Origin of the sequence: Parasphingopyxis sp., assembly GCF_052168295.1 — a bacterium.
Lineage (GTDB): Bacteria > Pseudomonadota > Alphaproteobacteria > Sphingomonadales > Sphingomonadaceae > Parasphingopyxis.
On record NZ_JBQLZN010000089.1, the window covers coordinates 199,304 to 219,240 of the forward strand.

The following is a 19,937-nucleotide window of genomic DNA, read 5'->3' on the forward strand; positions in this document are numbered from 1 at the left end:
TCGATGGGCTTGTGACGTCAAAATCGGCCCGCTATCCAACCGGGCGAACGAGGGAGACGGAAGATGCGTATTTCCACCAGATTTCTGAACGGAACGGCGGCGATCATGGCGACTTTCGCACTGACGGCATGTGGCGGCGGCTCCGACACCGCGACTACCGACGAAGACACCGCCGTAACCGATGTCGATCCCGGCGAAGGTGACGGCACGATCAACGATACGACGCTGATCGACGGCACGATCGGCGCCGAAGAAACGATGGGCATGGAAAGCCGGATGCCGGCCGATAGCTCCGAAGCACCGGACGCACCGGCGGCGGCCTCCGGCGGTTCGGTTGTATCCGATGACGCCGAAGCGGAGCCACCTGCCCCGGCAGAAGAACCGGCCGACGAAGAAGACGGTGAAGAAGAAGCGGCCGAATAGCCGCCGATATTGGGCCGGAGCGAGTCGCAGTTGCGACGAGACGAGCGGAACCGCGATGCAGCGCCGGACAGCAAGATTATTAGTGTGACGAGTGAATGAGCGAGGGAGAGTGAAGATGCGCAGGATCAAAGCGGCTTTTGCCGGGATTGCGGCAATGCTGGGGCTGGCGATTGCGGCGCCCGCATCGGCGCAGATCTTCTTCTTTCCGCCCCAGCATCAGGGCCAGCCGGTTTCCGGCGCCGAGCCCGGACTTTTCGTGCCCACAATGACCAATGGCCAGCCCGCCGATATCCGCGCGAACCTCGTCTGGAACCTGCGCTCGAGCCTCAACGTCGCGGCGCTGAACTGCCAGTTCTGGCCCTCGGCGATGTCGGTCGACAATTACAACGCGATCCTCACCCATCACGCCGACGAGCTGAACGCGGCCTATGAGGGCCTCCAAGCCTATTTCCGGCGAACCGTCGGGCGGCGCTGGCAGGCGACGATGGATGAATATACGACGACGATGTACCAGAGTTACGTGCGCGTCGGTTCGCAGCGCAGCTTCTGCCATGCCGCCGCCGATATCGCGCGCGATGCGCTCGCCCGGCCCAAGGGCCAGCTTCACATAACGGCGCAAAACCGGATGCGCGAAATGCGCAACAGCCTCGTCTCCTACGCGGACGCGACCATGCCCTATCACGAGCCGGTGCCGCTCCCGCCGCTGCTCCGCCTCGATGACCGCTGCTGGCGCGGCAGCAGCTATAACAGCGGACGCTGCTGACCGCTCGCACCGGCCTTGCCAAAAAGGGCCGGGCCTTGCATCCCGCCCGCAATGTCCGAACCCGTCCATCACCGTCTGACGGCGCGTAATCTGCTCGTCCCCGGCCACGGGGTAGCGGCCGTGCCCCATCTCGACGCGTTTCTGCCCGAAGTCGAGCGTATCGACCGCAGCCGGACAGCGCGGAGCGACACCGATGCGGTGGCGGGATGGGGCTATAAACCGACCGCGAAGCGCGCCCGGGCCATCGCTGCCGAAAAGGGCCTGCCCTATATCGCACTGGAAGACGGTTTTCTCCGCTCGATCGGATTGGGCGAGGCCGGCGCGCCTCCGCTCAGCCTGATCGCCGACGATATCGGCATCTATTACGACGCCCGCTCACCCTCTCGGATCGAACGGCTGCTGGAAGACGGCGGCTGGCAGTCGCCCGAGCTGCTCGAGCGCGCGCGTACGGCCATGCGGCAGATCGGCGATTACGGGCTGAGCAAGACCAATAGCGCGCCGAAACTGCCCAACCACCTGCTCCCCGCCACCGACAAGCGCCGGGTGCTGGTCGTCGACCAGACCTATGGCGATGTGTCCATTGAAGGCGGGCTCGCCGATGGCGCGCGCTTTGCCGATATGGTCGAAGCCGCGAAACGGGACGAACCCGGTGCGGAGATCGTCGTTCGCCGCCATCCGGCTGTAGCCAGCGGACTCAAGCAGGGCTGCATACCTGCCGACGCGCTGGACGGGGTCACGCTGCTCGACAGCGAGGCGCGGGCGGCCGATATCCTCGCGCGCGTCGATGCCGTCTATTGCGTCACCAGCCTGATGGGTTTCGAGGCGTTGGTAATGGGCAAGCCCGTGCGCTGTTTCGGCATGCCCTTCTATGCCGGCTGGGGCGCGACGCGCGACGAGATCCGCTGCGAGCGCCGAACGGCCACGCGCAGCGTCGCGGAAATATTCGCCGCCGCTTACCTGCTCTATTCGCGCTATGTCGATCCGATCAGTGGCCAGCCGACGACGCTCGAGGCGACGATCGAACGCTTGCATCACTGGCGGCGCATCGCGGACCGCAATGCAGGCCATTTCGCCGCCATCGGGTTCACCCCTTGGAAGCGGGCGGCCGTACGCAACATGATGGCCGGCCCACGCAACAGCATCCGCTTTCACGGTTCGGTCGACAGCGCGGTTCGCGACGCGCGCGGGCAGAACGGCAAAGTGCTGATCTGGTCGGGCAAGGAGGATCCGGCAAAGCGGGACGCGCTCGCGCGCGGCGGGACCCCGGTCTGGCGCATGGAAGACGGATTCCTGCGCTCGCGCGGGCTGGGTTCCGATTTCCACCTGCCCGCTTCGGTGGTGATCGACGATCGCGGCATGTATTTCGACCGGCATCAAAGCTCGCGCCTCGAGACGATCCTCGAGACCGCCGATTTCACGCCAGACCTTCTGGAGCGCGCGACGCGGCTGCGCGAACGGCTCGTTGCCGCCAAGATCAGCAAATATAATGTCGGCGCGCATATCGACATCGATCCGCCAGAAGGCCGCGCATCGATCCTCGTCGTCGGGCAGGTTGAGGACGACCGCTCCATCGAGCGCGGGACGGCGGACATCAATACCAATCTCGGGCTGCTTGAAGCCGTCCGTGCCGACCATCCGGACGCCTATATCCTCTACAAGCCGCATCCCGATGTGGAGACCGGTAACCGGAAGGGCCGGATAACGGATGGCGATAGTGCGGCGCTGGCGGACCGGATCGTTAGCGACGCCAATATCGATGCCTGTATAGCGGCGTGCGACAGTCTCGCGACGATGACCTCGCTCGCCGGTTTCGAGGCGCTGATGCGCGGCAAGAGAGTGATGACCTATGGCGGGCCTTTCTATGCGGGCTGGGGCCTGACCGACGACCGGCTCGATTTCGACCGCCGCACGCGCACCCTGTCGCTGGACGCGCTCGTCGCCGGCACGCTGATCCTCTACCCGCGCTACATCCATCCGCCGACCGGCCTACCCTGCACGCCGGAAGAGATTGTCGACTGGCTGGCGGCCCATGCGCCCGAGCCCGGGCATAAAAGGCTGCGCTGGCTTCGCGCGCTTTGGAACAGCCTCAGCCGCGCCAAGCCCGTGCAATATTAGCGGGTTAGGGAATGCCAAGCATTTTGTGGGTCTGGAGCGTCAGCCGCCACTCGGGGTGATCGCGGACATAAGCTATCGCCGCCTGCCGTGCGGCGTCGGCCTCTTCGCAATCCATCGGCTGGATAAGGAAGTTGCGAAAATCCCAGTCCAGAAACGTTGCGGGATCGATACCGTCCTGCGGCCAGACCAGTTTGAGCTCGTCGCCCGACCGCTGGACCACTTCGCTCCCAGCCTTGGGGCTGACGCAGAGCCAGTCGATGCCACCGGGCGCCACAATCGTGCCATTGGTCTCGACCGCGATCTCGAAGCCTTCGGCATGGAGCGCATCGATCAGCGGCGCATCGAGCTGGAGCAGTGGCTCGCCGCCCGTGCAGACGATATAGGCCTGCGCGCGTTCATCGCCCCACAACTCGCCCGCTTTCGCGGCGACGGCCTCCGCATCGGCATAGCGCGCGCCATTCTCGCCGTCCGTCCCGACGAAATCGGTATCGCAAAACTGGCAGACGGCGGTCGCGCGATCCTGCTCGCGGCCCGTCCAGAGATTGCAACCGGCGAACCGCAAGAACACGGCTTTGCGCCCCGCCTGCATCCCCTCGCCCTGCAGCGTGAGGAACATTTCCTTGACTGCGTAGCTCACAGGGCCACCGCATAATCGGTCGGATCGGCAAGGCCTGCCTCGGCAAAGCCTTTACGGCGCAGCCGGCAACTGTCGCACAGGCCGCAATGTTTTCCGTCCGGCGTCGGATCGTAGCAGGACCAGCTCATCCCCGCATCGAGCCCCAGCCGGTCTGCCTCGCGCGCAATGTCGGCCTTGCTCATATCGATGAGTGGCGTGTGCACCGAAAAGCGATCGCCCTCGACGCCCGCCTTGGTGGCGAGATTGGCCATCGCCTCGAAACTCGCAATGAAATCGGGACGGCAATCCGGATAGCCCGAATAGTCGAGCGCATTGACGCCGATAAAGATATCGCGCGCATCCGCCGCCTCGGCCCAGCCCAGGCACAGCGAGAGGAAGATCGTGTTGCGCGCGGGCACATAGGTGATCGGGATATCGTCGCCAACGCCGCTTTTCGGCACGGCGATATCGTCGGTCAACGCCGAGCCGCCGAATTGCGACAGGTCGAGCGGCAGTACGATATGTCTCTCGACGCCGAGCGCTGCCGCCACATTCGCCGCCGCCTGCAGCTCGATCCGATGGCGCTGGTTATAGTCGATAGTCAGCGCGAACAGGCGATAGCCGGCCTCGCGTGCAAGGCCGCCCGTCACCATGGAATCGAGGCCGCCGGACAGCAGCAGCACCGCATATCTGTTCGCATTTTCGGTCATCGGCGACGCAGCTATGCCCGCGGGCCGCGCCGTGCAAGCTTTGCCGCAAATAAAAGGCCGCCCGTAAAGGCGGCCAGGTTTGGGCCTCTCGGCCCGCTAGGGAGGAAAGCGTGCCCCCATGAAAGGCACGCCATTCTGTCTAAACGAATATGGTAAACAGGCGGTTAAGGCGCGATTTTCAGCAGTCGCCGGTCCGGCGTGCCTCGTAGACATTGTGAAACGGGCTGCCATTCGCGATGCCCTGTGTGTCGATCCGCGCGAGCCGCGGCGTCTCGACCGATACTTCCGTCTGGCCCCAGCCCGCGCTCGAACAGTCATAGCGCACGGTAACCGATCGGCTGTCCTCGCTCAGCACGCGGCGTGGGCAGGATCGGCCCGCATGGCGGATCTGCAGCAGACGCGCTGGGTTGCGCACGCAAATCTGTGTTCGCGCGCCAGTACGGCCAAGATCGCGCAATTCCCAATTGCCGCTCTGCAGGCCGGATATGGCCGCAGGCGCCTGCGCGGCGCTGGGCGTCGCGAGCAGGACCGACGCCGCGGCGCCAAAAAGGGCCGGCTTGAAGGGCCGGGAAAGCTGCATATTCACTCCCATAGCTGACGGCGATACTCCGCCATCACGGCCACTTTATAGCCGAAACAAGGTGAACCGGTGCTGAAAGTCACATTTTCGCTTTAAAGGTCAGAGACTTCTATCGGGAAACTCTTGGCGCAAAATTCGCAATTCACGCGAATGATGCCGTCGGAATCGGCCATTTCGCTATGCTCCTCGGCGCTGAACTGGCCGACGACCTGGCGGATATGGACGGGATCGCAGCGGCATCCCTTGCCGAGCGGCGTTTGGGGCAGCACGCGTATCTCGCCTTCGTCGTGAAACAGCCGCCATATCAGCGCGTCCATCTCCAGGTCCGGATTGGCGAGCTCTTCTTCCGTCACGGTCTCGCCAAGCATGCGAACGTCCTCCCATTCGGGATGATCGAGCCGGACATGGATTCGCTCGCGGCCTTCTTCGCCTTCCGGCAGATGCTGCAGTAGGATGCCCCCGGCGGTCCAGCGCCCGGCATCGTCCTGCGCCACGGCGATCCGAAGCAAACTCGGTATCTGTTCGGACTGCACGAAGTAATGCTCGGCGGCCTCGGCCAGCGATCCGCCTTCGAGCGGCACGATACCCTGATAGCGCTCCCCGGTTATCGCCTGATCGAAAGTGATCGCCAGATAGCCTTGGCCGAACAGCGCGAACAGCGACGGATCGGCCGGCGCCTCCGCGAAGCGATCCGCGTCGTGCCGGAGATAACCGCGCAACTCGCCGCGTTTGTAGTCGGCCACGAGAAGCTCGACGACGCCGTTTTTCGTCTGCGCCTGGATGGTGAGCTGACCACCCGCTTCCTTGAGCGTCGAGCCCAACAGCGCGGCGAGGACCAGCGCTTCGGCGAGCAGGTGCGCCAGCGGTTCGGGATAGGCGTGCGCCTCGAGCACCTCCTCGAGCGCCGGTCCGATTCTGACGACCCGGCCGCGCGCGTTACGCCCCGGTATCGAGAAACCGAGCGCACTGTCTGCCATGGCGTCGCTCATCCGATCAGGCCGAAACACCAGCGCAGGATCGCCTTTTGCGCGTGCAGCCGGTTCTCCGCCTCGTCCCAGATCGCCGACTGCGGACCGTCGATCACGTCGGCCGTAACCTCTTCGCCGCGATGCGCAGGCAGGCAATGGAGAAAGATAGCATCCGGCTTCGCCGCGGCCATTACGCGTTCCGTCACCTGATAGGGCTCAAGCGCGGCCAGCTTCGCGTCCCCGCCCTGCTGTCCCATCGAAATCCAGGTGTCGGTCACCACGACATCTGCATCGGCGACCGCGGCCATCGGATCGCGTGTGATTTCGACGGTACCGCCGCGTTCTCGTGCGGCGGTGACAACGTCCGGCGCAGGCATGAGACTTTCCGGGCAAGCCACCGCCACGTCGAACTTCAATATGCTGCCGGCCTCGATGATCGAGGTCAGCACATTGTTGCCGTCCCCCAGCCAGGCCCATTTCGTGCCCGCAAGCCGGTTCAGTTTCTCAAGAACCGTGAGCATGTCGGCCATGATCTGGCAGGGATGTGACCGGTCCGTCAGTCCGTTGATGACGGGAACGCTCGCATGGTCGGCCATCTCCGTCAGCTTTGCATGATCGTCGGTCCGGATCATGATCGCGTCGACGTAACGGGAAAGGACGCGGGCGGTATCGGCGATCGTTTCGCCGCGGCCGAGCTGCATCGTGCCCGATTCCAACACCATCGACGAGCCGCCGAGCTGCCGGATCGCCATATCGAACGAGGTGCGCGTGCGGGTCGAGTTCTTCTCGAAAATCATCGCCAGGGCATGGCCCGCGAGCGACGCATCATCGTCGACTGCGCCTTTCGACTTATCCGTGCGCGCGGCCTTGGCCGTCAGCGCATCGTCGAGGATCGCCGCCAGCGCGTCACCGTCCAGTTCCGCGATATCGAGGAAATGCCGGGTCATGAGTCCTGCGGCGGCTCGTAGTCCCGGGCCGCATCGGACAGCAGTTCGATAAACTCGGTGATGTGATGCTCTTCGATATTGAGCGGCGGCAGGACGCGCACGACATCGTCGGCGGCCGCGACCAGCAACAGTCCCTTGCTGCGCAGATAGGGCACGAAGGGCTTGCTATCGACCTTCATCTTGATGCCCAGCATCAGGCCCTTGCCGCGCACACCTTCGAAGAGATGATCGTGATTGGGCAGCATCTGCTCCAGCGCCTGGCGGAGCCGGTCGCCCATCTGCTTCACATGATCGAAGAAACCCTCTTCAAGGATCACGTCGAGCACCGCCTCGCCCGCCGCCATCGCCAGCGGCCCGCCGCCATAGGTCGAGCCGTGCGTACCGACGACCATGCCGGATGCCGCCTTTTCGGTCGCGAGGCAGGCGCCGAGCGGGAAACCGCCGCCGATACCCTTGGCCGACGCGAGAATATCCGGCTCGATGCCATATTGCTCATAGGCGAAGAAGGTCCCGGTCCGGCCATAGCCGCATTGGACTTCATCGAGCGCCAGCATCAGCCCGTGCTCGTCGGCGAGCTTGCGCAGGCCCTGCATGAACTCCTCGCTCGCCGGGCGGATGCCGCCCTCGCCCTGCACGGGCTCGACAAGGAAGCCGGCCGTCTGCGCATCGATCGCCGCTTCGGCCGCATCGAGATTGTCGAACTCGACAGTTTCGAAACCGGGCAGCACCGGCTCGAAGCCGCCGACCATCTTTTCCGATCCCGCGGCGCTGATCGTCGCCATCGTCCGCCCGTGGAAAGCCGCCGAGAAGGTGATCAGCTTCTTGCGTTCGGGCGCGCCGTTCGCGTGATGATAGCGCCGCGCCGTCTTGATCGCGCATTCGACCGCTTCGGCGCCCGAATTGGTGAAGAAGACCGTATCGGCGAAGGAATGATCGCAAATCCGCTGCGCGAGATGTTCGCCTTGCGGAGAGCCATACATGTTCGAGACATGGACGAGCTGCGCCGCCTGTTCCTGGATCGCCTTGGTCAGGTGCGGATGGCTATGGCCGAGCAGGTTGACCGCGATGCCGCTCGCGAAATCGAGATAGCGCTCGCCCTCTTCGCCGAACAGATAGGCGCCCTCGCCGCGCACCGGACGCACCGGGCTGCGGGGGTAAACGGGCATCAGCGGCGTGATCGTCATTGTGGCGTTCCTGTTCGGCGTTCGCAAAAGCAAAAGGCGGCCCCGATGGCCGCCAATCGGACCGCCTTATACCGAGCGCGAAACGAGTCCGTCAAATGGCGAAAACGCGCCTCAGCTCTTTATCTTCCACCCGCGCACGAGCAGCCCGTAGCATAGCGCGCACAGGCCGATATTGAGGGCCAGCAGCACAACAACGCCCATCGCAAGATTGGAGTCCGTCGCGCCGATGAACCCGTATCGGAACCCGGAAATGACATAGAAGAACGGATTGAGCGCGCTGACCGCCTGGAAGATCGGATCGAGCCGCTCGATCGTGTAGAAGGTGCCGGACAGGAGCGCGAGCGGCGCGACGAGGAAATTGGTCACCGCCGCCGCGTGATCGAATTTTTCCGCCCAGATCGATGTCAGCACGCCGAGAAAGGCGAGCATAATCGAACCCATGAGGCCAAAATAGACGATGGCCCAGACATGCTCGGTCGACACGTCGATCCCCCAGAGCCACATCGCGACCCATACGGCGATGCCGACGCAGAAGGCCCGCGTCACTGCGCCGGCGACCAGCGCGATGAGGAGTTCGAGCGTCGACAAGGGCGGCATCAGATAGTCGACGATCGTGCCCTGGATCTTGCCGACGAGCAGCGAGAAGCTGGAATTGGCGAAGGCGTTCTGGATCATGCCCATAACGATCAGACCGGGCGCGAGAAAGGTGTTGAACGGCACGCCCAGCACTTCGCGGTCGCCCCGCCCGAGCGCTACGGTGAATATCACTAGGAACAGCAAAGTCGTGACCGCCGGGGCCCAGACGGTTTGCAGCTGGACCTTGAAGAAACGGCGAACCTCCTTAATGTAGAGCGTACGTAATCCAACCCAGTTGACGAAAGCGATCGAGGGTACGCCCGGTTCGGGCAGTGTTCGGGCTTCCGGCATCCGAAAATCGGTATCGTGCGATTGGGGCTGGTCTGACATCGCCAAGGCGACTATCCGCTGCGGCACGCTCCGGCAAGCCAGTTGGGCTTTGAGCTAAAGAAGGAAAATTGATGGCCTGGACCGACGAACGCATCGATGAACTGAAGAAGATGTGGGAAAAAGGCATGACGGCGAGCCAGATCGCCGAAAAGCTCGGCGGCGTGAGCCGCAACGCGGTGATCGGCAAGGCACATCGGCTGGGCCTCAAGTCCCGCCCCTCGCCCGTGAAAGCGAAGTCGAAGGCGAAGAAGAAGCCTGCCACGAAGAAGGCCGCGCCGAAAGCCAAGGCAGCAACCAAGGCGAAAGCGAAGCCGGCGCCGCAAGCGCCCGCGCCCGCCGCCAAGCCCGCCGAAGCGCCGCAGCAAAAGGCCGCGCCCGCGCCGTCGGGCCCGCAATACCGCTCGATCGGCCCTGGCGGCTTTACCCGCCAGTCGCCGGCCGACCAGCAACCGCTGCCGCCCGCGCCGCCGCGCCGGCTCGTGCCGCAGAAGCTCGACCCGGAATATGAGGACAAGACCGGCCTGCTCGACCTCACCGAGCGTATCTGCAAATGGCCGATGGGCCATCCGGGCGAATCCGATTTCCATTTCTGCGGCGAGCCGGTGAACCCGGGTTTCCCCTATTGCGTCGAACATTGCGGCCGCGCCTATCAGGCGCAGCTCCCGCGCAAAGACCGCCGTCCGCCGCCGCCCCTGCCCTTTGGCGGCCCGCGGGTACGCTAGCCGGATAGCAGCGGGGCCAGCATGAACCCCGCCCGCTATCTCCTCGCACCCTGGTGGGTGGCGCAACTCGCCACAGGCGCGAAGAATTTCAGCAAGAATCCGATTATCGGTTCGCACCGGCTGAATGCACGCGGGCTGCATGCGGCGCGTGTGAAGCGGGCGCATGCGATGGCGTGGAAGCGGCGCGAGAAGCTCGCCAAGCTTATCGACCCAGCGGACCGCACGGCGTTCGACCGGGATGGGTTCGTCGCCAAGTCCGATTTCCTGCCCGCAGAGCAGTTCGCGCGGTTGCGCGACGCCGTGCTCGCCCATCGCGGCCCGGCGCGCGACATGGTGCAGGGCGACACGATCACGCGGCGTTTCGCGCTCGACCCGGCTTTGCTTACGAAAATTCCCGAGGCACGGGCGCTTCTCCGCAATCCCGACTGGCGTGGGCTGATCCGCTATGCGGGCAGCTTCGACCAGGAGCCGCTCACATATATTCAATCGATCCTCTCGCATGTCCGCGACGCCGATCCCGACCCGCAGACGCATTTCCACGCCGACACTTTCCACCCGACGGTCAAGGCATGGCTGTTCCTCACCGATGTCGCCGAGGACGAGGGACCGTTCTGCTACGTGCCCGGCTCGCACCGGCTGACGCCCGAACGGCTGGAATGGGAGCGGCAGATGAGCATCAAGGCGCCCGAAGGCGTGGACCGTCTCTCGTCGCGCGGCTCGTTCCGCGTCACGCACGAAGAGCTGCCGGGCCTCGGTCTGCCTGAGCCGCGGACCTTCGCTGTGCCCGCCAATACGCTGGTCGTGGGCGACACATTCGGCTTTCACGCGCGCGGACCGTCCGTGCGACCTTCCACCCGCGTCGAGATATGGGCCTATGGCCGGCGCAATCCCTATCTCCCATGGACGGGTCTAGATCCGTTCAGCCTGCCGGGCATCGCCGAGCGGCGCATCAACTATCTCTGGGGCTTTCGCGATCGCTGGAAACGCTTTGTCGGCCAGCCCTGGCGCGACGTTGGGGATAAGTCGCCGACCGAGCGCTAGCGCAGCGACTCCGCGATTCTTATATCGATCGGCATGACCGATCTTTTTGCAGGCCAATCCGGAAGCGGCGGTTCGACGGACGATTACGACGCCTCCGCGATCGAGGTACTCGAGGGGCTCGAGCCCGTCCGCCGGCGGCCCGGCATGTATATCGGCGGCACCGACGAGCGCGCTCTCCATCATCTCGCGGCCGAAGTGCTCGACAATGCGATGGACGAAGCGGTCGCCGGCCATGCAAGCCGGATCGAGATTGCGCTGGAGCCTGGCAACCGGCTGACGATCAGCGATAACGGTCGCGGCATCCCGATCGACCCGCATCCCAAATTCAAAAAGAAATCGGCGCTCGAAGTCATCATGACGACGCTCCATTCGGGCGGCAAATTCACGGACAAGGCCTATGCGACGTCAGGCGGCCTCCACGGCGTCGGCATCAGCGTCGTCAACGCGCTGTCCGAGGAAACGATCGTCGAGGTGGCGAAGAACAAGGAAGTGCATCGCCAGACCTATGCGCGCGGCGATGTGACTTCGAAGCTCGAAAAGGTAGGCGATACACCGAACCGGCGCGGCACGACCGTCTCCTTCGTCCCCGACCCCGAAATCTTCGGCAAGAAGGCCGCGTTCAAACCGCAGCGGCTGCACCAGCTTGCGCGCTCAAAAGCCTATCTCTTTGCTGGCGTCGAGATTCGCTGGAAGTGCGACCCCGCCCTGATCAAGGACGATACGCCGCCCGAAGCCGTCTTCCAGTTTCCGGGCGGCCTCGCCGACCATCTCGCCGAAGAAGTCGGCGAACGCCCGTGCGCGACGACGGACTTCTTTGCGGGCAAGCAGGATTTCCCGGATGGGCAAGGCTCGGTCGAATGGGCCGTCGCCTGGCCGCTCTATTCCGACGGCGCCTACAGCTATTATTGCAACACGATCCCGACGCGCGACGGCGGGACGCATGAAGCAGGCCTGCGCGCCGCGCTCGTAAAGGGCATCCGCGCGTTCGGCGAGCTTGTGGGTGTCAAGAAAGCATCGGGCATCACGGCCGACGATATCATGTCCGGCAGCGAGCTGATGCTTTCGGTGTTCCTCAAGGACCCGCAATTCCAGAGCCAGACCAAGGACCGGCTGACCAGCCCCGAAGCGGCAAAACTCGTCGAGAATGCGGTCCGCGACCATTTCGACCATTTCTGCACGGACAATATGGAACGCGGCAAGGCGCTGCTCACCTATTGCGTCGAGCGGATGGAAGAGCGGCTCGCGCGCAAGGCCGAGAAGGAGGTCAAGCGCAAGACCGCGACCAGTGCGCGCAAGCTGCGCCTGCCCGGCAAGCTGACCGATTGTTCGGAAGCCGGCCCCGAGGGCACCGAGCTGTTCATCGTCGAGGGCGACAGCGCGGGCGGATCGGCCAAACAGGCGCGGAATCGCAAGACGCAGGCGATCCTCCCCATCCGCGGCAAGATCCTCAACGTTGCTTCAGCAACGTCGGCCAAGATATTGGCAAACCAGGAGATTGCCGACATCGTCCTTGCGCTCGGCTGCGGCACGCGCGAGCAATGCGATCCCGATCAGCTGCGCTACGAACGCATCATCATCATGACCGACGCCGATGTCGACGGCGCGCATATCGCGACATTGCTGATGACCTTCTTCTTCCAGGAGATGGGGGCCATCGTGAAGGCCGGCCATGTCTTCCTCGCCCGCCCGCCGCTTTACCGCCTGACGGCCGGCGGCACGAGCCATTATGCGCAGGACGATGTCGAACGCGCCGAGATCGAAGCGACGATATTCAAGGGCAAGAAGGTCGATGTGGCGCGCTTCAAGGGCTTGGGCGAGATGAACCCGAAACAGCTGCGCGAAACGACGATGGACCCGGATACGCGCTCGCTTTTGAAAGTCACGCTGCCCAAGGAATTCCAGAAAGAAGCCGGCGTGAAGGACCTGGTCGACCGGCTGATGGGCAAACATCCCGAACACCGCTTCCAGTTCATTCAGGAGAATGCGGCGATGCTGGATGAAGAAGCGATCGACGCCTAGCGCGCCGTCCACTCCCGCTTCAGCAAGCCCCAGACGATACTATCCCGGACACCCAGATGCGTCGTCCATTCTTCCCGTAGATAACCTTCGCGCTGGAACCCGAGCTTTTCGAGCACGGCGTTCGAGCCGTGGTTATCCGGATCGGTATCGGCGGTAATGCGCCTTAGATCCATCTTGCCGAACGCATGCGTAATAACGCGCGCGAGCGCTTCACTCACAAAGCCTTTGCGCCAATGGCTGCGGCGGAGATTGTAGCCGATTTCGGCCACGCCTTCCCGGCCCGGGATCAGACAGACCCAGCCCAACGCCTCGCCGCCATCCTCCGTGATCGCCCAAGTCAGATATTTCTCGTCCGTCGCATTGATGCGGACATAGCCCTCGGTTTCCTGAAGCGTCTGGTGCGGACCGCTCGACCAGTAGCGCATCGCCTCCTCGTCCGAGAAGAAATGATGCATCGCTTCGGCGTCGGCCTCGACCAAGGGGCGGAGGACGAGCCGCTTCGATTGCAACGTCGGCAGATCGGCCATCAGCCTGTGAGCGCGGCGACGAGCTTGCGGACCTTTTGCTGCCGCCATTGCGGGAGCGGCGCCATCAGCCAATAGGCGCGCTGCGCCTCCTCGCTCTCGCCGATCTCGGCCCCGGCCGCTTCGGCGAGCAGCCGCGGCACGCGCGCCTTGCCGATTCCGGACATCGCCGCCTCCAGTGCCAGCCCCGCATCGGCGACGATCAGCCGGATTTCGTCCGCCTTGCCGCCTTCCCAGCAGATGATCTCACCCTTGCCGACCCATACGGCTTCCGGCTCGGCCAGCTTCACGCCCATATGGTCGCCCGGCCCGTCGGCGAGCCGGATCGCCAGATCGAGATTGGCCTCGGTAAAATCGAGCGGCTCGTCGCTGGCGATCAGCTGGAAACGCATATCGGGATCGGTCTTGCCGAATTCGGCGAGGCGCGGGAGCAACCAGTAGCGGCTGAAATCGCGCGGCGCGGCGATCGTCAGCCGGTTGGAGGACTGGCCCTGCCGCATCGCCTGCACGCTTTCCTCGAATTGCAGGAAACCCGCGCGCAGCGCGTCGAGCCCGCGTTCGCCTTCCGGCGTCAGTTCAAGGCCCTTGGGTGTGCGACGGAAGAGGACGACGCCCAGCGTGTCTTCCAGCGCGCGTATCTGCTGACCGACCGCGGCTGGTGTGACGGCCAGCTCGTCGGCCGCCCGCGTGAAGGACAGATGACGCGCCGCGGCGTCGAACACGCGCAATCCGTTCAAGGGGAGTAGAGTTCTTTTCATGCGTTTCCGTTAGGGCTGAGCCTGTCGAAGCCCGCTTATCCAACGATAGACGCCCTTCGACAAGCTCAGGGCTAACGGTTTTCCTCTCGACTGATCATCCGGCGACCGCGGGTGCTGCAAGCGGGAAGCGCGGGATCGCGACGTCGAACTGCGCACCATCGTTGCGGACCATCGCATAGCTGCCTTCCATCGAACCGCTCGGCGTCGAAAGCGGGCAACCCGACACATAGTCGAACGCACCGCCCGGCTCGATCACCGGCTGTTCGCCGACCACGCCCTCGCCCGCAACCTCCTGCTGACGCCCATTGGCGTCGGTGATGAACCAGTGGCGCGTGAGCAGCTGCACCGGCATGTCTCCGCAATTCTCGATCCGGATATGATAGGCCCAGAACCAGCGTTCCTTGGCGAGTTCGGACTGTTCGGGGAGGAAGCTGACCGAAACGCGCACGATCACATCTTCGGTCCGCGCCGCATGGGGGAAGAGCGCATTCACAGGCCCGCCGCCTTTAGCGCGCGATCGAGATCGTCGATCAGATCCTGTGGATCCTCGAGGCCGACATTGATCCGGAGCATATTCTCTTCGATTCCCATTTCCTCCCGCACGCTTTCGTCCAGCCCGCTATGCGTGGTCGACGCCGGGTGCGTCATCAGGCTGCGAGAGTCGCCGATATTGTTCGAAATGTCGATGAGCTCAAGCGCATCGAGCAAGGCATGGGCCTCTCGGCGACCGCCATCGACGAAGAAGGAGAAGATCGGGCCGCAGGCGTCCATCTGGGTCATTGCGAGATTATGCTGGGGATGGCTGGGAAGACCCGGATGCAGGATGTGCGGGACGCGACCCTCGAGGAAGCTCCCGACCTGCACCGCATTCTCGCTCTGCCGGCGGATACGCAGATCGAGCGTTTCCAGGCCCTTCAGCACCACCCAGGCGTTGAACGCGGACAGCGTCGGCCCGGTGTTGCGGGTAAAGGGCAGCAGGGTTTCGAGGATGAATTCCTCGGTGCCGCAGATCGCTCCGGCGAGCACCCGCCCCTGCCCGTCCATCATCTTGGTCGCGCTATAGGCGACGATATCCGCGCCGAACTCCATCGGCCGCTGGAGCGCGGGCGTCGCGAACGCATTGTCGACGACCGAGATGACGCCGTTATCGCGCGCGATATCGCACACGGCTTTCAAATCGACGATATCCATCGTCGGATTGGCGGGCGTTTCGAAGAAAAAGGCCTTGGTTTCGGGCCGGATTGCGACCTTCCACAAATCCGGATCGCGCGCGTCGATGGTGGTCGTTTCGATCCCGAACTTCGGCAGCAGCGTATCGGTCAGCCAGCGGCACGAACCGAACAGCGCCCGGCCGGCGACGACATGATCGCCGGTCTTTAGCTGGCAGAGCAGGGCCGCGGTCATCGCCGCCATGCCGCTCGCCGTGCAGCGTGCGGCCTCGGCGCCCTCCATCAGGGCGATCCGCTGTTCGAGCATCTCGACCGTCGGGTTCTGCAGCCGTGAATAGGTCATGCCCTGCTGCTCGCCGGCGAAGCGGTCAGCCGCGTCGGCCGCGCAATCATAGGCGTAACCGGACGTCAGGAAGATCGCTTCGGAGGTTTCCCCGAATTCCGAACGCGCGGTGCCGCCGCGCACGGCCTGCGTGGCCGGGCGCCATTTCGCCGTCGTTGCGCGATCCTGTCCGGTATTGCGTTTCATGGCATCCCGCTTTGCCAAGCGATGATGCGCCGCGTCAATGCGGTAGCGCGGCAATCACGGCATCGCCCGCCTCCCGCGTGGAGGCGCTGCCGCCGAGATCGGCGGTCCGCAATCCACCCGAAAGCGCCGTGCTCACTGCCGACTCAATCCTGTCCGCCGCCTCGCCCATCTTCAGCGAATAGCGGAGCATCATCGCGGCGGACAGGATCGTCGCGAGCGGATTGGCCTTGGCTTGGCCTGCGATATCGGGGGCGGAACCGTGGATCGGTTCGTACAACCCCTTGCCGTCGGCATCGAGCGAGGCGGACGGCAGCATCCCGATCGAGCCCGCGCACATGCTGGCAAGGTCGGACAGGATATCGCCGAACAGGTTACCGGTGACGATCGTATCGAACTGGCCGGGATCGCGCACGAGCTGCATCGCGGCATTGTCGACATACATATGGCTGAGTGCGACGTCCGGATAATCGGCCGACACCTCGATCATGACATCGCGCCACAGCTGCGAGGTTTCGAGGACATTGGCCTTGTCGACCGAACAGAGCTTGCCACGGCGCGCACGGGCCGTCTCGAAACCCGAGCGCGCGATCCGCGCGATCTCCGCCTCGTCATAGGCCATGATGTCATAGCCCTGGCGCAGCCCGTCTTCGGTCGTCCGCATTCCCTTCTCGCCGAAATAGACGTCGCCGGTCAGTTCGCGCACGATCATCACATCGATATCGCGTGCGATCTCGGGCCGAAGGGCCGATGCATCGGCAAGTTCCGGAAACAGGTTGGCCGGGCGCAAATTCGCGAAGAGTTTTAATTCCTTGCGCAGTCCGAGGATCGCCTGTTCGGGCCGCAAATGCCGTTCCAGCCCATCGCAATCGGGGTCGCCAACCGCGCCGAACAGGATCGCATCCGCGCGCCTAGCGAGATCGAGCGTCGCGTCCGGCAGCGGGTGGCAGGACGCTTTGTACGCCGCTCCGCCGATCGGCGCTTCCTCGAACGCCAAACCGTCGATGCCGAGCGCTTCGAGTACACGCACCGCCTCCGCGATTACTTCGGGACCGATCCCGTCTCCGGGCAGCAACGCGACCAGCATGGCTCTATTCCCCTTCTTCACGCGGCGCGTTTCAGACGCTCGACGAGTCTTTCGCGTGCCGCCATTACATCATTGCGCCGTTCGTCCAACAGGTCGCGGCCGAGAAAATGCCCGGTGAGTCGAAATCCGTCGAAGATCGCCGGCCAATCTTCCATCGCGTCGGGAATGTCCGTCTTTTCAGGATCGAGGCCGAAACCGAGTTCGCGCAATATCAGCAGTTCGTAGCGGACGAGCGCCGACGCCCAGCGCCGCGCGCTCGGCGCGGCTTCGATCGCGCTCAGCACGGCATCGAGCGCGTCATGGATGTGCGGATAAGCCTGTCCCTCCGGCAAGGTGGCGGCGGTCAGCGCGCAGGCCCATTCGATGCCGGCTGCGGCCAGCGCTTCGGCGTAGAGACCACTCCGGCTCGTCACCAGTTCGACGGTCAACCCGGCGAGCTGCTCCTCCGTACGCGCGCGGAATTCTGCTTCGACGATATTGCCCGGCAACAGGATCGGGCGGATGCGGCGCGATCGGCCGCCCCGGACATGGCCCGCCATCAGCCCGCTTCCGGGCGTCATCAGCCGGGCGATTGTGCCATGTTCGCCGTGCGGGCGGATGGCGCAGACAATGGCGCGCGTGCGGAGCTGCATGGAGATGCTTTAGTCGAAAGCGCGCGACACGCTAATAGCTCGGCCGCCGATCCTCATAGGCCATGTCGCTGAAGCGCGTGAATTCGCGATCGAAGTGCAGCGTGACCGTGCCGGTCGCGCCGTGGCGCTGCTTGGCGATAATGACCTGCGCCTGCCCAGCCACTTCCTGGTTCTTCAGCTCCCAGGCGGAGCGTTTCTCGCGATCCTCGGGCGAGCTTTGCTCGGTGATCATCGGCGGCTCGGCAAAGCCGTGATAATAATCCTCGCGATAGATGAAGAGCACGATATCGGCATCCTGCTCGATCGAGCCCGATTCGCGCAGGTCCGAAAGCTGCGGCTTCTTGTCTTCGCGCTGTTCGACGGCGCGGCTGAGCTGCGAAAGCGCGAGCACCGGCACTTCCAGTTCCTTGGCGAGTGTTTTGAGCCCACGGCTGATCTCCGAAATCTCCTGCACGCGATTGTCGCCGGTGCGCGCAGAACCCTGCAATAGCTGCAGATAGTCGACGACGATCATCGAAATGCCGCGCTGGCGCTTCAGCCGCCGTGCGCGCGTGCGCAGCGCGGCAATCGTGAGGCCCGGCGTATCGTCGATATAGAAAGGCAGGCTTTCCAGCTCCGCCGCCGCCCGGGCGAGATTGCGGAACTCTTCCTGGCTGATCTGGCCTTTGCGGAGTTTCTCCGAACTGATCCGGGAGCGCTCGGACAGGATGCGTGTGGCGAGCTGGTCGGCCGACATTTCGAGGCTGAAAAAGGCGACCGGGGCGCCGATCGATTCCTCGATCCCGTCTTCCTGGTCGCGCTGGAAGCGCAAGGCCGTCTCGAAGGCGATATTCGTCGCGAGCGCCGTCTTGCCCATGCCGGGGCGCGCGGCGAGGATGATGAGGTCCGACTTGTGCAGCCCGCCGAAATGATGGTTGAGGCTCGAAAAACCCGTCGTGTAGCCCGAAACATTGCCGCCCGAATTGAGCGCCCGTTGCGCCATGGTAACGGCTTCGGCAGCGGCCGAGGCGAAGCTCTTGGTTGCGCCGCTTTCGCCGCCGGCTTCGGCGACCTTGTAGAGCTCGACTTCGGCTTCCTCGATCTGCGCCTTGGGATCGACCGCATCACTCGTATCGACGGCTTTTTCGACCATCTCGCGCCCAACGCCGATCAGCGCGCGGAGCAGTGCCAGCTCGTAGATCTGCGTCGCGAAATCGCGGGCGCCGATCAACGCGACGCCGCTCTCCGTGATCTTCACCAGATAACCGACACCGCCCAGTTCCTTGAGGCCCTCATCGGCTTCGAACATCGGTTTCAGCGTGACCGGATTGGCGACCATGTTCTTATCGACGACCATCTTGATGATCGCCTGGTAGATACGGCCATGCACGGGATCAAAAAAATGGTCCTCGCGCAGGATCCGCTGCACATCGTCAACCAGCCGATTGTCGATCAGCAGCGCGCCGAGCAGCGCCGCCTCTGCCTCCACATTGTGCGGCAACGCCATAATGCCGTTTTCGTTGTCGCCGATGAGTGGAGCGGGTTCTGCCATATACCCCTTGTCGTCTCGATTGGCGTGTCGCTCAACCCCTTAACCGTGTCGCGGACAGAGGATGTAAAAGTCCTGCATAAGTCTGTGGAAAGGTTCCTCGCCCCCTTAGCGATTGATTTCGGCCATAATCGCCCTCTAAGCGTCGCGGATGGCCGATCCGCGGATCATAGACGTCCAGCTCGACGAACGCACGATCATCTGGCGCAATGCCGATATCGAGCAGGAGCGGCGCATTGCCATTTTCGATCTGCTCGAAGGCAATCATTTCGAACCGGCCAAGGACTATCCGGAAGGCTATGCGGGACCCTACAAGCTTACGCTGCGCGTCGAGGAGGGCCGGCTTGCGCTCGATATCGCGGCGGAGAACGATGCGTTGCTCGAAACGATCATCATAGGGCTCACGCGTTTTCGCCGGCCGATCCGCGAATATTTCGCTATCTGCGACAGTTATTTCCAGGCGATCCGCCAGGCGACGCCGCAACAAATCGAGACGATCGACATGGCGCGACGCGGGATTCACAACGACGCGGCCGAGCTGCTCAAGGAGCGGTTGGACGGGAAGGTGGCGGTGGATTTCGATACGGCGCGCCGTCTGTTCACGCTGATCTGCGTCCTGCATATCAAGGGCTGATCGCCATGCCATTCGGACCGGGGGA

General features: G+C 63.9%; 21 protein-coding genes. 7 read left to right on the forward strand and 14 right to left on the reverse strand.

Annotation, left to right across the window (positions count from 1 at the left end; genetic code table 11):
• Nucleotides 1-63: 63 nt before the first annotated feature.
• The 3 genes from ACTS1Z_RS15270 to ACTS1Z_RS15280 all read left to right on the forward strand — a co-directional run bounded on the left by ACTS1Z_RS15270 (nucleotide 64) and on the right by ACTS1Z_RS15280 (nucleotide 3,301).
• A complete protein-coding gene (locus ACTS1Z_RS15270) occupies nucleotides 64-423 on the forward strand; it encodes a hypothetical protein (protein WP_442625328.1) in 360 nt (119 codons plus the stop codon).
• A gap of 115 nt (nucleotides 424-538) precedes the next feature.
• Nucleotides 539-1,186, forward strand: coding sequence for a hypothetical protein (locus ACTS1Z_RS15275; protein WP_442625329.1), 648 nt, complete (start codon nucleotides 539-541; stop codon nucleotides 1,184-1,186).
• Nucleotides 1,187-1,237: 51 nt separating this feature from the next.
• On the forward strand, nucleotides 1,238-3,301 hold the full coding sequence (locus ACTS1Z_RS15280) for a capsular polysaccharide biosynthesis protein (protein ID WP_442625330.1): 2,064 nt from the start codon (nucleotides 1,238-1,240) through the stop codon (nucleotides 3,299-3,301).
• Nucleotides 3,302-3,305: 4 nt separating this feature from the next.
• Here the strand turns inward: ACTS1Z_RS15280 and queE are convergent, their stop codons facing one another.
• The 7 genes from queE to ACTS1Z_RS15315 form a co-directional block, all read right to left on the reverse strand.
• Nucleotides 3,306-3,938 (reverse strand): 7-carboxy-7-deazaguanine synthase, encoded by a 633-nt coding sequence (gene queE / locus ACTS1Z_RS15285; protein WP_442625331.1) that lies wholly within the window; start codon nucleotides 3,936-3,938, stop codon nucleotides 3,306-3,308.
• Nucleotides 3,935-4,627 (reverse strand): 7-cyano-7-deazaguanine synthase QueC, encoded by a 693-nt coding sequence (gene queC, locus ACTS1Z_RS15290; RefSeq protein ID WP_442625332.1) that lies wholly within the window; start codon nucleotides 4,625-4,627, stop codon nucleotides 3,935-3,937. The genes queE and queC overlap by 4 nt, the downstream gene beginning before the upstream one ends.
• Nucleotides 4,628-4,805: 178 nt before the next feature.
• A complete protein-coding gene (locus tag ACTS1Z_RS15295) occupies nucleotides 4,806-5,207 on the reverse strand; it encodes a DUF3617 domain-containing protein (protein ID WP_442625333.1) in 402 nt (133 codons plus the stop codon).
• A gap of 92 nt (nucleotides 5,208-5,299) precedes the next feature.
• Entirely contained in the window at nucleotides 5,300-6,184 is an 885-nt protein-coding gene (locus ACTS1Z_RS15300) for an Hsp33 family molecular chaperone HslO (RefSeq protein ID WP_442625334.1), read from the reverse strand.
• An 8-nt stretch (nucleotides 6,185-6,192) separates the two neighbouring features.
• On the reverse strand, nucleotides 6,193-7,122 hold the full coding sequence (argF, locus tag ACTS1Z_RS15305; RefSeq protein WP_442625335.1) for an ornithine carbamoyltransferase: 930 nt from the start codon (nucleotides 7,120-7,122) through the stop codon (nucleotides 6,193-6,195).
• Nucleotides 7,119-8,306 carry an aspartate aminotransferase family protein gene (locus ACTS1Z_RS15310; RefSeq protein WP_442625336.1) on the reverse strand — a complete coding sequence of 396 codons (1,188 nt, stop codon included), beginning with the start codon at nucleotides 8,304-8,306 and terminating at the stop codon, nucleotides 7,119-7,121. The genes argF and ACTS1Z_RS15310 overlap by 4 nt, the downstream gene beginning before the upstream one ends.
• Nucleotides 8,307-8,417: 111 nt before the next feature.
• Nucleotides 8,418-9,272 carry an ABC transporter permease gene (locus tag ACTS1Z_RS15315; protein ID WP_442625446.1) on the reverse strand — a complete coding sequence of 285 codons (855 nt, stop codon included), beginning with the start codon at nucleotides 9,270-9,272 and terminating at the stop codon, nucleotides 8,418-8,420.
• Between the two features lie 71 nt (nucleotides 9,273-9,343).
• Here ACTS1Z_RS15315 and ACTS1Z_RS15320 point away from each other — a divergent pair, with 71 nt between their 5' ends.
• The 3 genes from ACTS1Z_RS15320 to parE are packed head-to-tail and all read left to right on the forward strand — an operon-like array spanning nucleotide 9,344 to nucleotide 13,054.
• Nucleotides 9,344-9,994: a GcrA family cell cycle regulator gene (locus ACTS1Z_RS15320; RefSeq protein ID WP_442625337.1), complete on the forward strand. Its 651-nt coding sequence runs from the start codon at nucleotides 9,344-9,346 to the stop codon at nucleotides 9,992-9,994.
• Nucleotides 9,995-10,015: 21 nt separating this feature from the next.
• The gene (locus tag ACTS1Z_RS15325; RefSeq protein ID WP_442625338.1) at nucleotides 10,016-11,035 is read left to right on the forward strand and encodes a phytanoyl-CoA dioxygenase family protein; all 1,020 of its coding nucleotides are present in this window, start codon (nucleotides 10,016-10,018) and stop codon (nucleotides 11,033-11,035) included.
• Between the two features lie 33 nt (nucleotides 11,036-11,068).
• Nucleotides 11,069-13,054 (forward strand): DNA topoisomerase IV subunit B, encoded by a 1,986-nt coding sequence (gene parE, locus ACTS1Z_RS15330; RefSeq protein WP_442625339.1) that lies wholly within the window; start codon nucleotides 11,069-11,071, stop codon nucleotides 13,052-13,054.
• On the opposite strand, the gene ACTS1Z_RS15335 is transcribed toward parE, so the two are convergent.
• The 7 genes from ACTS1Z_RS15335 to ACTS1Z_RS15365 all read right to left on the reverse strand — a co-directional run bounded on the left by ACTS1Z_RS15335 (nucleotide 13,051) and on the right by ACTS1Z_RS15365 (nucleotide 19,281).
• Nucleotides 13,051-13,581 (reverse strand): GNAT family N-acetyltransferase, encoded by a 531-nt coding sequence (locus tag ACTS1Z_RS15335; RefSeq protein ID WP_442625340.1) that lies wholly within the window; start codon nucleotides 13,579-13,581, stop codon nucleotides 13,051-13,053. The two genes, parE and ACTS1Z_RS15335, sit on opposite strands and share 4 nt — an antisense overlap.
• Nucleotides 13,581-14,336 (reverse strand): LysR family transcriptional regulator, encoded by a 756-nt coding sequence (locus ACTS1Z_RS15340; protein ID WP_442625341.1) that lies wholly within the window; start codon nucleotides 14,334-14,336, stop codon nucleotides 13,581-13,583. Before ACTS1Z_RS15340 ends, ACTS1Z_RS15335 begins: the two co-directional genes overlap by 1 nt.
• Before the next feature lie 94 nt (nucleotides 14,337-14,430).
• On the reverse strand, nucleotides 14,431-14,829 hold the full coding sequence (gene apaG / locus ACTS1Z_RS15345; protein WP_442625342.1) for a Co2+/Mg2+ efflux protein ApaG: 399 nt from the start codon (nucleotides 14,827-14,829) through the stop codon (nucleotides 14,431-14,433).
• Entirely contained in the window at nucleotides 14,826-16,034 is a 1,209-nt protein-coding gene (locus ACTS1Z_RS15350) for a trans-sulfuration enzyme family protein (RefSeq protein ID WP_442625343.1), read from the reverse strand. The genes apaG and ACTS1Z_RS15350 overlap by 4 nt, the downstream gene beginning before the upstream one ends.
• Before the next feature lie 34 nt (nucleotides 16,035-16,068).
• The gene (leuB, locus tag ACTS1Z_RS15355) at nucleotides 16,069-17,118 is read right to left on the reverse strand and encodes a 3-isopropylmalate dehydrogenase (protein WP_442625344.1); all 1,050 of its coding nucleotides are present in this window, start codon (nucleotides 17,116-17,118) and stop codon (nucleotides 16,069-16,071) included.
• Nucleotides 17,119-17,135: 17 nt separating this feature from the next.
• Nucleotides 17,136-17,750, reverse strand: coding sequence for a DNA repair protein RecO (gene recO / locus ACTS1Z_RS15360; protein WP_442625345.1), 615 nt, complete (start codon nucleotides 17,748-17,750; stop codon nucleotides 17,136-17,138).
• A gap of 31 nt (nucleotides 17,751-17,781) precedes the next feature.
• Nucleotides 17,782-19,281 (reverse strand): replicative DNA helicase, encoded by a 1,500-nt coding sequence (locus ACTS1Z_RS15365; RefSeq protein WP_442625346.1) that lies wholly within the window; start codon nucleotides 19,279-19,281, stop codon nucleotides 17,782-17,784.
• Between the two features lie 148 nt (nucleotides 19,282-19,429).
• On the opposite strand from ACTS1Z_RS15365, the gene ACTS1Z_RS15370 reads away from it, so the two are divergent.
• Nucleotides 19,430-19,912, forward strand: coding sequence for a UPF0262 family protein (locus ACTS1Z_RS15370; RefSeq protein ID WP_442625347.1), 483 nt, complete (start codon nucleotides 19,430-19,432; stop codon nucleotides 19,910-19,912).
• Nucleotides 19,913-19,937: the final 25 nt, after the last annotated feature.